Annotated in this window: 11 protein-coding genes; 6 read left to right on the forward strand and 5 right to left on the reverse strand. The window is 45.5% G+C overall.

Annotation, left to right across the window (positions count from 1 at the left end; translation table 11 throughout):
* Window positions 1–933 precede the first annotated feature (933 nt).
* The 3 genes from MSG36_RS18270 to nspC all read left to right on the forward strand — a co-directional run bounded on the left by MSG36_RS18270 (window position 934) and on the right by nspC (window position 6,450).
* A complete protein-coding gene (locus MSG36_RS18270) occupies window positions 934–3,885 on the forward strand; it encodes a pyridoxal phosphate-dependent class III aminotransferase (RefSeq protein WP_248369192.1) in 2,952 nt (983 codons plus the stop codon).
* Between the two features lie 8 nt (window positions 3,886–3,893).
* Window positions 3,894–5,144, forward strand: coding sequence for a carboxynorspermidine synthase (locus tag MSG36_RS18275; protein ID WP_050052945.1), 1,251 nt, complete (start codon window positions 3,894–3,896; stop codon window positions 5,142–5,144).
* A gap of 172 nt (window positions 5,145–5,316) precedes the next feature.
* Window positions 5,317–6,450: a carboxynorspermidine decarboxylase gene (gene nspC, locus MSG36_RS18280; protein WP_248369195.1), complete on the forward strand. Its 1,134-nt coding sequence runs from the start codon at window positions 5,317–5,319 to the stop codon at window positions 6,448–6,450.
* A 73-nt stretch (window positions 6,451–6,523) separates the two neighbouring features.
* Here the strand turns inward: nspC and MSG36_RS18285 are convergent, their stop codons facing one another.
* Window positions 6,524–7,036: an ACT domain-containing protein gene (locus MSG36_RS18285; protein WP_050646057.1), complete on the reverse strand. Its 513-nt coding sequence runs from the start codon at window positions 7,034–7,036 to the stop codon at window positions 6,524–6,526.
* A gap of 253 nt (window positions 7,037–7,289) precedes the next feature.
* Complete coding sequence (locus MSG36_RS18290) at window positions 7,290–8,198, reverse strand: DUF3943 domain-containing protein (RefSeq protein WP_060982418.1); 909 nt, start codon at window positions 8,196–8,198, stop codon at window positions 7,290–7,292.
* 210 nt (window positions 8,199–8,408) lie between these two features.
* On the opposite strand from MSG36_RS18290, the gene MSG36_RS18295 reads away from it, so the two are divergent.
* Complete coding sequence (locus tag MSG36_RS18295) at window positions 8,409–9,647, forward strand: CinA family nicotinamide mononucleotide deamidase-related protein (protein ID WP_081231417.1); 1,239 nt, start codon at window positions 8,409–8,411, stop codon at window positions 9,645–9,647.
* A 174-nt stretch (window positions 9,648–9,821) separates the two neighbouring features.
* Here the strand turns inward: MSG36_RS18295 and MSG36_RS18300 are convergent, their stop codons facing one another.
* The 3 genes from MSG36_RS18300 to MSG36_RS18310 are packed head-to-tail and all read right to left on the reverse strand — an operon-like array spanning window position 9,822 to window position 13,739.
* Window positions 9,822–10,667 (reverse strand): DmsC/YnfH family molybdoenzyme membrane anchor subunit, encoded by an 846-nt coding sequence (locus MSG36_RS18300; protein ID WP_048613147.1) that lies wholly within the window; start codon window positions 10,665–10,667, stop codon window positions 9,822–9,824.
* Between the two features lies 1 nt (window position 10,668).
* Window positions 10,669–11,289 carry a DMSO/selenate family reductase complex B subunit gene (locus tag MSG36_RS18305; protein ID WP_004733360.1) on the reverse strand — a complete coding sequence of 207 codons (621 nt, stop codon included), beginning with the start codon at window positions 11,287–11,289 and terminating at the stop codon, window positions 10,669–10,671.
* A gap of 11 nt (window positions 11,290–11,300) precedes the next feature.
* On the reverse strand, window positions 11,301–13,739 hold the full coding sequence (locus MSG36_RS18310; protein ID WP_248369198.1) for a DmsA/YnfE/YnfF family dimethyl sulfoxide reductase: 2,439 nt from the start codon (window positions 13,737–13,739) through the stop codon (window positions 11,301–11,303).
* Window positions 13,740–13,937: 198 nt separating this feature from the next.
* Between MSG36_RS18310 and MSG36_RS18315 the strand changes: the two genes are divergently transcribed.
* Both MSG36_RS18315 and napF read left to right on the forward strand, forming a co-directional pair.
* Window positions 13,938–14,504, forward strand: a complete 567-nt coding sequence (locus MSG36_RS18315) for a molecular chaperone (RefSeq protein WP_086969568.1) — start codon at window positions 13,938–13,940, stop codon at window positions 14,502–14,504.
* Entirely contained in the window at window positions 14,504–15,019 is a 516-nt protein-coding gene (gene napF, locus MSG36_RS18320) for a ferredoxin-type protein NapF (protein WP_059020627.1), read from the forward strand. Before MSG36_RS18315 ends, napF begins: the two co-directional genes overlap by 1 nt.
* The last annotated feature ends 106 nt before the right edge of the window (window positions 15,020–15,125 follow it).

Here is a 15,125-nt window from a genome sequence, read left to right on the forward strand (position 1 = left end):
TACTAGCTCAGTTGGTAGAGCGCAACCTTGCCAAGGTTGAGGTCATCGGTTCGAACCCGATGTATCGCTCCAAATTAAAAAGCCCGAACAGAAATGTTCGGGCTTTTTGGTTTCTGACGTATAGCTTTTACGTTTAAGAACTCTTCTTGTTCGAATCCGCGCTAAAAATTCATTTTTATTCTTGCCTCAAAATTTCGCAATCAAGTTCGTTTTTAAAAGTGAGATTCCCTATGAACTCGTTCCTCGTGCTAGGGAATTACGTAAAGGCGCCACAGCCTCAAAGCTTCTCTAGTGACGTTTGTAACCCTACGTCGTCATCCTCGGGCGTGAGGAACGAATGAACCGGGGATCTCTTTCCTAAACTTAGTGTTGACGATATTTTCAGCAATTCCTTAGCCACCGCTGCTATTTATCAAGCTATTATTAAAAACTATTGATCGTTCATTTCACTTTATGTTACTTTCCCGCGCAATCTCGGAATGAACAATGTTCAAGAAGAGCAACGATTGCTTCTGGGGGATACGCGTAGTGACCATTCTTGCTGATTGGGACATTACGTAGGGTAGGTATTGGCTAGTCCTTTAGCTGATAGACGGGATACTTATGGCGCAGTTCGCCATGTTAATGGGAAACCCAACATTGAACACACTAATTACAACATTGCTAATCAGCTCTGCATTTCCAAAGGGACCAGCTCCTCATAGCTGCCCGATCCTGCAAAAATGTCCAATTCTTCAAAACAGTAGCATTACTGAACCTTGAGCTCACGCTAACAATTTATCGCTGTCTTAAGACGGCTTAATTTCGTATTCGTCATTTGACTTATGCGAGCGTACAGCTATATCTCATTTCTAGACAATACGCGTGCTTCGCTATGAACTCTCTCCAAATTTAACGAGAGTTGGTGGGTAATTGCGTCTGATGGAGGTGAGTATGAACACATTCAAGGGGACTTTTATGACTACCGCCTTTGAAGTCGATATCAATACTATCGCAAATTCATTTTCAACTATGGTTCCTATCTTAGAGGGAACGTACGACCTGACACCTGACGCTATTTTGCTAGAGCAAGAACAGCATGAGTCGGATGTTCGCTCTTACCCAAGACGCTTACCTATTGCTATTAAACGAGCATGTGGCGCTTTAGTTGAAGATACTCGTGGCCAACTCTTTCTCGATTGCTTAGCCGGTGCAGGTACACTTTCTCTGGGTTATAACCACCCTGAGATTAACCAAGCACTGAAAGACCAGCTCGATTCTGGTTTGCCATACCAAACACTTGATATCACGACTCAAGCAAAAGAGACGTTTATCAAGCGAGTTAAAGCTTTTCTTCCTCAAGACTTTTCAAATAACTCGGTTCTTCAATTCTGTGGCCCATCTGGCGCTGACGCTGTGGAAGCGGCGATCAAGCTCGCTAAGCAAACGACAGGTCGCAACACCATGTTTGCTTTCCGTGGTGCTTACCATGGTATGACCAACGGCACTATGGGCATGATGGGTAACCTCGGCACTAAAGAACGTCGTAGTGGTTTGATGTCTGACGTACATTTCATGCCTTTCCCATACAACCTCCGCTGCCCGTTTGGCATTGGTGGTGAAGCGGGTGCCAACGCGAGCATTCGTTACATCGAGCGTATGTTGAACGATGACGAGTCTGGCATCATGAAACCAGCCGCGATGATCGTTGAACCAGTGCAAGGTGAGGGCGGTGTGATTCCTGCTCCAGCATCTTGGTTACAAGGCCTACGTCGCATCTGTGACGAGCACGGTATCCTACTGATTTTTGATGAAATTCAGTGTGGTGTGGGTAAAACGGGTCATCGATTTGCGTTTGAAGAGTCAGGCGTTAACCCTGATATCTTATGCTTGTCTAAAGCAATTGGTGGCGGACTGCCTATGTCGCTGCTTGTGTTCGATAAGAGCATTGATACATGGAAAGCGGGTGAGCACACCGGTACATTCCGTGGTAATCAGTTAGCAATGGTGTCTGGCGCTAAGGCGTTGGAAATCATTGAGCGAGATGGTTTGGTTGAGCACGCGAACATCGCAGGTCAATACTTACGTCACGGGCTTGAGAAGATTCAATCTCGTGTGAACTGTATCGCTGAAGTTCGCGGTAAAGGCCTGATGCTCGGCGCTGAGATCAAGCAACCAAATGGTGAGCTTAACAAGTTTGGTGAACCACAATCAGACGGCGAACTGACTCTTGCGATTCAACGAGCAGCATTAGAGCGCGGCTTGATGGTCGAAAAGGGCGGCCGTGATGGTTCGGTTATTCGCTTCCTTCCACCAATGATTATCTCTTTTGAGCAGATCGACTTTGCATTGCGCGTCATGGAAGAAGCGATCATCGCAGCTGGTGGTGGTCTACAACAAGACCCAGCTTCAAGCGAACAAGCAAACCAAGAATGGAACAAGTATTTCATTCAGACAGGTTTAGGCGGTAGCGACGAATTTGCTAACGTGATGAACCAAACCACTCAAGCGATGAAAGCGGTTTTTGAACAGGTTGAAACCCCTTATTCGGGTTTAGATCCAAAAGTGTTAGAAGCATCCATCAATGCTGTCGACCTTGATAACAATCAACACGCTTTGGTTGATGTTGTAGATAGCACTGCGGACCTTGTCGCTGCAAACTCCATCTTCGTGCAACACCCTGACTGTATTGCACACCTTCACACTCCACCTCTCATGGCTTCGGTAGCTGCGGAATCGATTATCGCGGCGTTGAATCAATCAATGGATTCATGGGACCAAGCATCGGCTGCGACTTATGTTGAGCAGCGCGTTGTGGATTGGATGTGTGACAAATACCAACTTGGCGCACAAGCTGACGGTGTTTTCACCAGCGGCGGCACGCAAAGTAACCTAATGGGTTTATTGCTTGCGAGAGACTGGGTCGCGGATAAGCACAATGGTCATTCTATCCAAAAGCTTGGCTTACCAGAATACGCGAGCAAGCTGCGTATCTTATGTTCAAAGAAATCTCACTTCACGGTTCAAAAGTCAGCCTCTCTACTAGGGTTAGGCGAAGCGGCAGTGTGCTGTGTTGACACCAATGCAAACGGCACTATCAAGCCTGACTTGTTAGATGCAGAAGTGAAAGCGCTTAAAGCACAAGGGTTGATTCCTTTTGCGGTTGTCGGTACTGCGGGTACAACCGATCACGGTGCTATTGATAACCTTGAAGCGATTGCTGACATCGCCAACCAACAAGATCTTTGGTTCCATGTCGACAGTGCTTACGGTGGTGCGCTTATTTTAAGTAGCCATAAAGCTCGCCTGAAAGGCATCGAGAAAGCGGATTCAGTGAGTGTTGATTTCCACAAGTTGTTCTTTCAAACAATCAGCTGTGGTGCTGTGCTGCTGAAAGACAAAGCGAACTTTAAGTACCTACTGCATCACGCAGACTACTTGAACCGCGAACACGATGAACTGCCAAATCTAGTCGATAAGTCTATTGCGACCACCAAGCGTTTTGATGCACTGAAAGTCTTCATGACGATGCAAAACGTTGGGCCAAAGCAGCTGGGTGATATGTACGATCATCTCCTAGAGCAGACGCTTCAAGTTGCAGACCTGATTCAGAAGCATGACGATTTTGAACTGCTTGCTGAGCCGTCACTGTCTACTGTGCTGTTCCGATCGGTGCCTCGCAATGGGCAATCAGAAAACGGTGAGCTAGATTTAGACAAACTGAATCAAACGTTAAGACTGGAAGCACTGACTCGTGGTGTTGCCGTGCTTGGCGAAACGGTCGTCGACGGTAAAAGTGCATTGAAATTTACTATCTTGAATCCGTGCTTAACGACATCAGATTTCAAATCTCTAATAAACAAAATTCAAACTTTAGCTATTGAGCTAGCAGAACAACAAGGGTAATTAAAACTATGGCTATTCTACAAATTGGTGCAGGCGGCGTTGGTTGGGTTGTTGCACACAAAGCAGCACAAAATAACGAAGTACTGGGTGATATCACAATCGCTTCTCGCACAATCGCGAAGTGTGAAAAAATCATCGAATCTATCAAGGGCAAAAACAACCTTAAAGATTCAACTAAGAAACTAGAAGCACGTTCAGTAGACGCTGATGATGTTGATGCGCTTGTTGCTTTGATTAAAGAAGTTCAGCCGGATCTAGTGATCAACGCTGGTCCTCCTTGGGTAAACATGGCGATCATGGAAGCGTGTTACCAAACTAAAGTCTCTTACCTAGATACATCGGTAGCGGTTGACCTATGTTCTGAAGGCCAACAAGTACCACAAGCTTACGATTGGCAGTGGGGCTACCGTGAGAAGTTCGCAGAAGCGGGCATCACAGGTATTCTTGGTGCTGGTTTTGATCCAGGTGTGGTATCAATCTTTGCTGCATACGCGGTTAAGCACTTGTTTGATGAGATTGACTCAATTGACGTAATGGACGTGAATGCTGGCGACCACGGCAAGAAGTTTGCGACAAACTTTGACCCAGAAACCAACATGCTTGAGATCCAAGGCGACTCTTTCTACTGGGAAAATGAAGAGTGGAAACAAGTACCTTGTCACTCTCGTATGCTTGAGTTTGAATTCCCGAACTGTGGTTCACACAAAGTTTACTCAATGGCGCACGATGAAGTTCGTTCAATGAAAGAGTTCATCCCAGCTAAGCGTATCGAATTCTGGATGGGCTTTGGTGATGCATACCTGAATTACTTCAACTGCATGCGTGATATCGGTCTTCTTAGCCCAGATCCGCTAACACTGCACGACGGCACTGTGGTTCAGCCTCTGCATGTTCTTAAAGCACTACTACCAGATCCAACATCTCTAGCTCCGGGTTACACAGGTTTAACGTGTATCGGTACTTGGGTTCAAGGTAAGAAAGACGGTAAAGAGCGTAGCGTATTCATCTACAATAACGCAGACCACGAAGTGGCTTACGAAGACGTAGAGCACCAAGCGATCTCTTACACAACCGGTGTTCCAGCGATTACTGCTGCACTTCAGTTCTTCCGTGGCGAATGGGCTGACAAAGGCGTGTTCAACATGGAACAGCTAAACCCAGACCCGTTCCTAGCAACCATGCCGGAAATCGGTCTAGATTGGCACGTTCAAGAGCTAGAGCCGACAGCCGGTTTACCTCTGATCCACACTTTGAAGTAATTTCTGGCTCTTTGCCCTCGTCGCGTTGTCCTAGCGACAAGGGCAAAGCTCTGCGAATTCCATTCAAAGTCATATGATTGACGAGAACGTATAATTACAAGCCGATGCTGTTGCGTCGGCTTTGTTCGATTATCATGTGCCTTCGTGAACTCGACGGCAGCAAGGTATTAACATGCAAAACAACGAACTAAAAACGCCTTATTTCATGATTAACGAAGATAAGTTGATCGCGAATTTAGAGATAGCTAAGCAGCTGAAAGAGATTTCAGGTGTGAAGTTGGTATTGGCACTGAAGTGTTTCTCGACATGGGGTGTGTTTGACATCATCAAACCTTATCTCGATGGCACGACAAGCTCTGGCCCATACGAAGTGAAGCTTGGCCACGAAACCTTTGGTGGTGAGACGCACGCTTACAGTGTCGGTTACAGCGAAGATGACGTGAGAGAAGTTGCTGACATCTGCGACAAGATGATCTTCAACTCTCAAAGCCAACTTGCTGCTTACCGTCATATTGTTGAAGGTAAAGCGTCACTGGGTTTACGTTTAAATCCGGGCGTGAGCTATGCGGGGCAAGACTTGGCAAACCCAGCACGTCAATTCTCTCGTTTAGGCGTTCAAGCTGACCATATCAAGCCCGAGATTTTTGAGACTATTGACGGCGTGATGTTCCACATGAACTGTGAGAACAAAGACGTCGATGCCTTTATTAGCCTGCTTGACTCTATCTCTGAACAGTTTGGTGAACACCTAGATAAGTTAGATTGGGTGAGCATGGGCGGCGGTGTGTTCTTCACATGGCCGGGCTATGATATCGAAAAGCTTGGTCTTGCGCTAAAAGCCTTCTCTGAAAAACACGGCGTGCAGATGTACCTTGAGCCGGGTGAAGCGATCATCACTAAAACAACCGATCTAGTTGTGACAGTGGTCGATATTGTTGAGAACGTGAAGAAAACAGCGATTGTGGATTCAGCGACTGAGGCGCACCGCCTTGACACGCTTATCTACAATGAGCCAGCATCAGTATTGGAAGCCTCAGAAACAGGCAGTCACGACTATGTGATTGGCTCATGTTCATGCCTTGCGGGCGATCAGTTCTGCGAAGCGAGCTTTGATGAGCCACTTAAGATTGGTCAAAAGCTGCATCTGTTAGACAGCGCGGGTTACACCATGGTGAAACTGAACTGGTTCAATGGCCTTAAAATGCCATCAATCTACTGCGAACGTAGCAGTGGTGAAGTTCAGAAGCTAAATGAATTCGGTTATGAAGACTTCAAACGCTCATTATCACAATGGTCAGTTAAGTAACTGAATTACAAGTTAAGAGCAATAAAAAGAGCAGCCAATGAGCTGCTCTTTTTTGTTCTTCAATTTTGTTTATTTAGCTTTCAATCATCACCCGAGTATCTTCACTGAGCGTTTCGAGTTCATTAACGACGTCGTCGATCTGTACTTCGATAGGCAGTTTAACGGCGATTTTTGATGTGAATAGGCTTGAGCTAACACCGCCACCACCTGCGATAAATACGCGGTGACAGTCCATATCGAGAATGCTGATCCCTTGTCTATCCAATACATGAGTCACTTCGTTGACGATACCTGCTCGGTCGTTAGAATCGAGTCTTAGGTGATGGATTGTGTCTTGAGCATTGTGCGTATGATCGGAATCGACAAACTGCACGATGAGATCCGGATTGGCGCTAAAAGCTTCTTTGACAATCGATTCGTTGATGGCTGGAAGTTGAACCTTTAGTACGCCTGCGACTTGGTCTTCAATAAAGTTCACTTTACTGATGAGCCATTTGCCGTCGTTTTCGTGAGTAACCGCAGCAAGCTGTTTGATTGTTGCTGGTGATGCTTTTCCGATAAAGTTTACGATAAATGTACTGTTCATATCAGCCCCCAAGGTTTCAATTATTCTTTGCTAATTAAATGTTTGATATCACGCGATAAAGTTCTTTAATTTCAGTGTAGAAGGTTACATCGAACAATGTTTGACCTAGGTCAATTTTTGAAACTAAGCTTCGATGCAAAAAAAGAGAATGAAGAGTAGGGCACAAAAAAAGCGGCTAGAGAGCCGCTTTTTAGAAGAGTTGTCACTGTGATTGATGATTCAGCAACTTATATTGAGTAGTCCTAGAGACGAATTAGAACGTTACTTTGAAGTTCATACCAACAAACTGAGAGTCGTATGGCGCGCCAGCATCGTAAGCAAAACGTGCAGCGTCTTGGTTATCCCACCAAGGGTTAGTATTCAGGTTCACTTCTGCGTCACCGCCCCATGCATCACTTACCCAGTAATGGATATGGCCAACAGGGTTAAGGAAGAATAGCGACACATCACCCATGGTTTGAGAACCCATCACTTCGCCACCTGAAGCAATGATATCTTGCTCGGTTTCTAGCATTATTTCACCCACAACCGCACCGAAGAAAGGTGTGATGAAGAGATCTTGCCATGAAGGTACTTCAGCAAATGCTTCTACGCCGTATTCCCAGAAGAAGGTCGACATCGTCCAAGAGTACACAAACGATTCAAACTCGTTGTAACCCGCGTGACGTGCAGCTGTGTAGTAAACACCACCAAAATAGGGGTGCATGACATAGTTTAGGAAGTGTTCGTCACGGTCCCATGTTGGACCAGCAGAAACGTTGTCTTTCCACTTTTGACCTAGCTTACTTAAGTCACGTTGGTCGTCGTCCCATTTAGTAATACTTTCAGGTAAGAAGGTCATCAAACCAACCGTTGCAACACTTAGGCCAAGAATAGTGTAGGTTTGACCCATTAGGTAATCCCAATCTTTCTCTTGGCTTACCAACATGTGTTTTGGTTGTTGGATTGAGAAGTCATACTCTTCACTTGATTCGCTCAGTGCGTAATTGGTATTAGGCTTGTAGGTGTACAAGCTATCATTAACACAGTAATCTTGAGCACATTCATCCGAATAAGAAAGGTTGATTGGCTGGTCGAAGTCGTATTGGCTTGCAACCGAGTTAACTGACATTAGCATTGTAAATGCAGCAGTAACCTTTGCTAGTAACGGTGATTTGGCCACAAGGGTCTCCATGAGAAAGTTTGGAATTGATCAGGGTCACAATTATCTATTAAATGCCTGATTTAGGGAACTAATAATTTATAGCTTTTCCTAAGAAAACCTTAGGTTTAACATTATTAATATTAGTGAAAAGGCGAATTGCTCCAAATTCAACCATAGACCAGTTTGTAAATAATGCAGTGTCTTTTTATGACAACAAGGGATAGAAATATGACGAAAATCGCAATGTTAAGTACAGGTGAAGAAGTTCTTCATGGAGACATTGTAGATACAAACGCAGCTTGGATGTCTGGTGAGTTTTATCAGCATGGTTTTGCTCTTGCTAAGCGCTCAACTGTGGGTGATCAAATGAATGCTCTTGTTGAAGAACTGTTGATGCTGAGCTTTAACTATGATGTGGTTATCGTTAATGGTGGTCTAGGGCCAACAACCGATGATATGAGTGCTGCAGCCGCTGCAACGGCTTCTGAGCAGAAACTCGTCATGTTCCCTGAATGGCTTTCTCGTATGGAAGAGATGTTCTCCGGACGTGGCATGCCCATGCCTGACAGCAATCTTAAACAAGCTTTGTTACCTGCGAGTTCAGATATTGTCGATAACCCTGTGGGGACGGCTTGTGGCTTCAAACTGAAAATCAACGATGCGACTTTCTATTTCACGCCGGGTGTACCGAGTGAGTTCAAACGCATGGTCACGTTTGAGATTCTTCCTGACTTGTCGCGTACCTACCCTCAAGTGGTTGCCTCTGAATGCAGTCGACTGTTTACGTTTGGTTTGTCTGAGTCTGGTATCTCTGATGTTTTGGACCAACTAAAGCTGCCAGAAGGTTATGAGTTGGGTTATCGCTCTTATCTGCCATTCATTGAGGTTAAACTGTTTGGTCCTAAGGCAGACCTAGAAACTCGCGTTAAGCTTCTGCAGATGGTTTACAAGCTGCTAGAGAGTAATGTCGTTAGTGTCGATGAGCCGATGATTGACCATATTGGACACATCATGGCGGAAAAAAAGAAGACGTTATCTGTGTCTGAAGTGTCGACCAAAGGTTCACTGTCAGCGTGGCTGCAGTTGAATGAGCAGATAGAAGATTGCTTCGGACACTCGTGGGTGATGGCTGAGCCAAAAGAGAGCGAGCTTGAAAAAAGCGATCCATTAGCCGCGACCTTTGCTCTGGCTGGAGCAACAAGAGAGAAGTGCGGAACCGAATTGGCTTTGGTGACTGGTAAGCTGGAAGGCAACACATTCAGCGTTGCATTGTCGACTGAAGCAGGCGAGTGGGGTCAGGTACTTGAGTTTTATCGTCAGTACTCGCGTGAAGACCAACGCAACGTGATTAAGACCGTCGCCGCCGATATGCTGAGAAGGCATCTAGACAATAAGCCGATGTTTGGTACTTACTCTTCGGTTAAGCGATTGAAAGATATGTTTATTCCAGCGGCTATCATTAAGTAGCTATGTAAGCTAACGATGTAAGTGAACTCGTTAAGTCTGTACTAAAAACGCTAGAAAAAATGAAATAAAAAGGCCCAACATCTAAATAGGTGTTGGGCCTTTTGTTTATCTAGCCTTCTAGATAACCAAACAAGCAGCGATGTTTATACGCAACTCATATCTCTAAGAACTCGATTACAAACCGCTTGTCATATGTAGGCTGTAGAACAAACCACGGCCGATTAACTCTGAAGCCAAGAACAATACTAGTGCTAAGCCAAGGTTAACTGGGTTCACTTTTGCTTTGTTCAGCATAGGTAGAATCCAAATCAACAAGCTTGCCATTAGCAGTGCCACTTGAAGAATCACATAGCTACCTAAACCATCGACTAACTCCGACGCTTTTGCCGCTGAAGTTTGGATGTCACCGATTAGGTTCAGTTTTCCTACTGTCACAAGCAAGCTGATAGCAACTGCGATAACAGCCAGCATGGTGATGTTACGGTCAACCGTAAAGCGACTGTCGTTTGCGAACACAATCACGAACTGAGATAGCAGCAAGCCACCCACAACCATCGTCATGATGAAGCTCAGTGGTGTGTAGATGTTGTCCCACGTCGGTACTGTGTTGATCATGTATACGTTGATCATCGCGTACATGAAGATAACACCCAGTACCATCGCGCCAACCATCAGTGCTTTCTGGATCGCTACGCCACCTTTCTTAAGCACAGACAATAGCCATTGCAGGCCACCGACAGCGAAGAATGCCGCACCGAAGAACACTTCGTTAGACAACCAAGCCGAACCTAGCTGATTAAAAGCGTTAAACGCGCGCAGTGGAGAGCCAAGGTGCGTTGTCGAGAACATGAAGCCTAGACCCATTAATGCCCATAGAATGAACATTGGAACCTTGTAACTGTTCAGCTTCTCTTCGTCATGACCAAGCACCAGTGCACGTGCGCCAATCAGTAAGTAACCACCAACCGCAGTTTGCGCCAGCACCGTAAAGAAGATTAAAGACCACTCATGAAAAATCATCTTACACCTCCTTCGGGTTTGCTAGGTGACCACTGGTATCGCCAGTCGGTTTCGCGTTTTTGTTCAGCTTAATCACGATGTTTGGTAGCGTTTCTGTTGAAGATGGCAGTGGAGCCACATCCGCACCTGAGCCGTACTTCTCGCGAAGTGTATTGATTTCGCCAAATTCCAATGCACGAAGTGGGCAAGACTCAACACAGATAGGCTGTTTGCCTTCAGAAACACGTTGGTAACAACCATCGCATTTCGTCATGTGACCTTTCTTAGCATTGTATTGTGGTGCGCCGTAAGGACACGCATTGCTACAGTGCTGACAACCAATACATACGCTCTCATCAACCACAACCAAACCGTCTTCATCACGTTTGTGCATCGCGCCCGAAGGACACACTTTCACACACGCTGGGTTAGTACAGTGGTTACAAGCGATAGAAAGGTAGTAAGAAAAGACATCTTTCTGAACCCAGGTATCGCCATCTTGAGTGAAGCCACCACCGGCGTATTCGTATACACGACGGTAGTTCGTTTTGATGTCTAGATCGTTATAATCTTTACAAGCAAGCTGACAGGTTTTACAACCCGTGCATTTACTTGAATCAATGTAAAAGCCGTATTGTTTCATTCCAACCTACCTTATGCTTTCTTTAGCGCTTTGATTTGAACTAGGTTTGTATGCTGAGGGTTACCCTTAGCAAGTGGGCTCGGGCGCTGAGTAGTCAGCACGTTGATAGAGCCTGCATGGTCGATCTTCTGACCATCGGGTGCGTACCATGCACCTTCGCCTAGTGCGACAACTCGAGGAAGAATCCTTGGTGTCACTTTCGCTGGAATGTGTACTTCGCCACGGTCGTTGAAAATACTCACCATGTCGCCGCTTTCAATACCACGTTCTTTTGCATCGATTGGGTTGATCCACAACTCTTGCGGTGCGGCTGCTTTGATTTCTGCAACGTTGCCGTAAGTTGAGTGAGTACGAGCCTTGTAGTGGAAACCGGTTAGCTGAAGTGGGTACTTATCTGCTAGTGGATCGTTATGACCTTCAAAAGAGTCCGCGTAAATCGGAAGTGGGTGAATCACTTCGTCTTCTTTCAGCTTCCAAGTCTTCGCGATATCAGCCAGTTGCTCTGAGTAGATCTCAATCTTGCCACTTGGTGTGGTCAGTGGGTTCGCTTCTGGATCTTTGCGGAAGTCTTCGTAAGCGATGTAGTGGTGGTCGTAGCTACGTTTGTAGATACCCAGTTCTTTCATCTCTTCGAAGGTTGGCAGTGTTGGATCATTCTTACGAGTTTCAGCGTAAAGGTGCTCAATCCATTGCTCTTGAGTACGGCCTTCGGTGAATTCTTTTTCTACGCCCATGCGTTTCGCAAGCTGAGTACACATCTCGTAGATAGATTTCGCTTCAAACTGAGGCTCAATCGCTTTCTGCGCGTAGATGAAGTAAGGCATGTTCGCCGCTTTACCGTCCATACACCAGTCGTCTTGCTCAGACGTTGTTAAGTCTGGCAGGATGATATCGGCGTATTTCGCGGAAGAAGTCATATGGTTATCAACCACGACAATCATTTCACACGCACTTTCATCTTGAAGAATCGCGTGAGTCTTGTTGATGTCTGAGTGTTGGTTAATGATGCAGTTACCTGCGTAGTTCCAGATCATCTTGATCGGGTTTTTAAGGCGCTCTGCACCGCGAACACCATCAGTGATGTCGGTCATTTCATGGTGACGGTAAATCGCGTCTGTCCACATGAACATTGAAATAGACGTTTCAACTGGGTTTGGCACAGTAGGGAAGCGCACAAACGGAATGTTGATGTCACTCTCACGAGCACCTGTAGAACCACCTGATACACCCACAGAACCGGTGAGCAGTGACAGCATTGCGATTGCACGACAAGCTAGCTCACCGTTCGCAGTACGTTGCAGGCCCCAGCCTTGGTGGATTGCGCACGGTTTTGCTGTGCCCATTTCACGGCCAAGCTTGACGATAGTATCAACGGGAATACCGGTGATCTTAGAAGCCCATTCTGGTGTCTTCTCTACGCTATCTTCACCTAAACCTAGGATGTAAGATTTGTAGTCGCTGTTTTTAGGCGCTGATGCAGGAAGGGTCTTCTCATCGTAACCTACACAGTATTTGTCTAGGAACGGTTGGTCGACAAGGTCTTCAGTGATCATCACGTGTGCAAGACCCGCTACCAATGCCGCATCTGTAGAAGGACGAATTGGGATCCATTGATCTTCGCGGCCGCCAGCAGTATCGGTGTAGCGAGGGTCAATGATGATCGTTCTTGCGTTCGATTTGTTTTTACTTTCAACGTAGTGGTGGATCAGACCGCCGCCAGACATGCGTGTCTCGGCAGGGTTGTTACCAAATTGGATGTTAAGCTTAGTGTTCTCTAAGTCAGAGAAAGAGTTGTTGTTTGCCCAACCACCGTAGGTGTAGCTCAAGCCTTTCGCGATTTGCGCTGTTGAGTAGTCTCCGTAATGGTTTAGGTAACCACCACTTAGGTTCATTAGACGAGCAATCAACGTTTGAGCTGGTGGCCAAGATTTAGTAACCGTACCGCCCAGTGTACCTGTACCGTAGTTTAGGTAGATAGTGTCGTTACCGTAGTCTTTGATAAGGCGTTGCATGGTGCCAGCGACTTCATCGTAAGCCTCTTCCCAGCTAATACGCTTAAACTTACCTTCACCACGTTTACCCACACGTTTCATTGGGTATTTTAGGCGATCTGGGTTGTAAACACGGCGGCGCATCGAGCGACCACGTAGACACGCACGCACTTGGTGATGACCGTATTCGTCAGTACCTGTGTTGTCGGTTTCTACGTATTTGATTTCACCGTTTTGTACATGCATACGTAACGGGCAGCGAGAGCCACAGTTTACCGTACATGCACTCCATACGATTTTCTCGTCCACATTCTCAGCAACCGCAGCCGCTACTGGTTTGGATTTGAAAGGTAACGCGATACCGCCCGCAAGTGCGGCTGCACTACCTACTGCAGAAGAAGCTTTCATGAAGCCTCTTCGAGTAAGATTCATTACCCCAGATTCTTTCTTATTCGTCATTCTAAGATGCCTATTGTTATTGATGACTAGCACTTTATAGGTAGTTTTGGTTTTGTCTTTTAATATATAAATGTTGGTTGATTAACATCAAATAAGATCGAAATTTAAATCTTATAAATCGAATGTATAAAATAGATCAAAGAATGAAATGGATTAATTAATATAATTATCTTTAAACCTATAACGGTATAAATAATAATGATTATCGATACGCATAAATTATTGGGTTCGCTATTTTATCAAGCGACAAGTAAAGAACAGTTGGTCACCATTGTTGAAGCTTTGGTTGAGAGCGAAGTGCTCTCTGAGGAATGCTTGCAGGCATTGAGAGGCGAAGACGAAGATGCGCTCGCTGCAGAGTTCAGTCGCCTGTTTGAAGGCGTTGGAGACATGCCTGCTCCGCCTTGGGGGTCTGTGTACTTAGATAAAGATCGCGTTGTGTTCGGTGCTTCTACTGTAGAGTATCGCCAGTTTTTAGAATTGAATCAGATTGAATTAGACACTGGGTTAAGAGAGCCGGAAGATCAATTTGGTTTAATGTTATTCGCTCATGCGTATTTGTTAGAAAATAAAAATATCAATTCAGCTGGTGAATTACTTGAGAGTCACTTATTCACTTGGTCTTCTGCTTATTTAGAAAAATTAAATAAAGCATCAGAGCTATCTTTTTATAAAAAGCTATCGGTTGATGTAATAGATTGGTTTAAGTACTTAACATCTGAATATAATTTAAACGTTGCTACTAAAAAGTTATATATCGACTAATGTCTGAACAAATAAATTCAAATAGACGCGGTTTTTTAACTCGACTTTCTAAACCGGTTAAAGCAGCCGCGAATTATGAAGAGATATCACAGCGCTTGCACGCAAGGCCGCCAAGAGCGGTCGACGAGGTGCTGTTTGAGCGTCTTTGCGACGGTTGTGAGCTGTGTGAGCAAGCGTGTCCGAATAGCGTTATTGAAATGCTAGAGGGCAGTGCGCTGCTGAATTTGGATTACAACAGTTGTTCTATGTGTAACAAATGCACTGAAGTGTGTCCGACTGGCGCACTTCATCCAACGGTCACACCTTATATCGACCTCAAGCCGAGTTTTGCTGATAGCTGCAATAATTACATGCAAATGGATTGTTCAGCATGCCAAACTGCGTGTTCAGCAGGTGCGATACACATCGAAGTAGGAGAGTTGCCTACAGTGGACAAAGATAAGTGTAACGGCTGTGGAGAGTGCCGAAGCGCTTGTTATATTGGCTCTGTGACTCTTAACCTGACTCGGCAATAAACGTTTGACTTTGTATGACGCAAGCCAACAGGAAGACTTTGGCTGAGTGCTGTATGAGTTGTTTCAGATATCTAAAGACATAAATAGAAAAGGGTCCGCATTCCTA

Origin of the sequence: Vibrio sp. 1CM8B (assembly GCF_023161685.1) — a bacterium.
Lineage (GTDB): Bacteria > Pseudomonadota > Gammaproteobacteria > Enterobacterales > Vibrionaceae > Vibrio > Vibrio coralliirubri.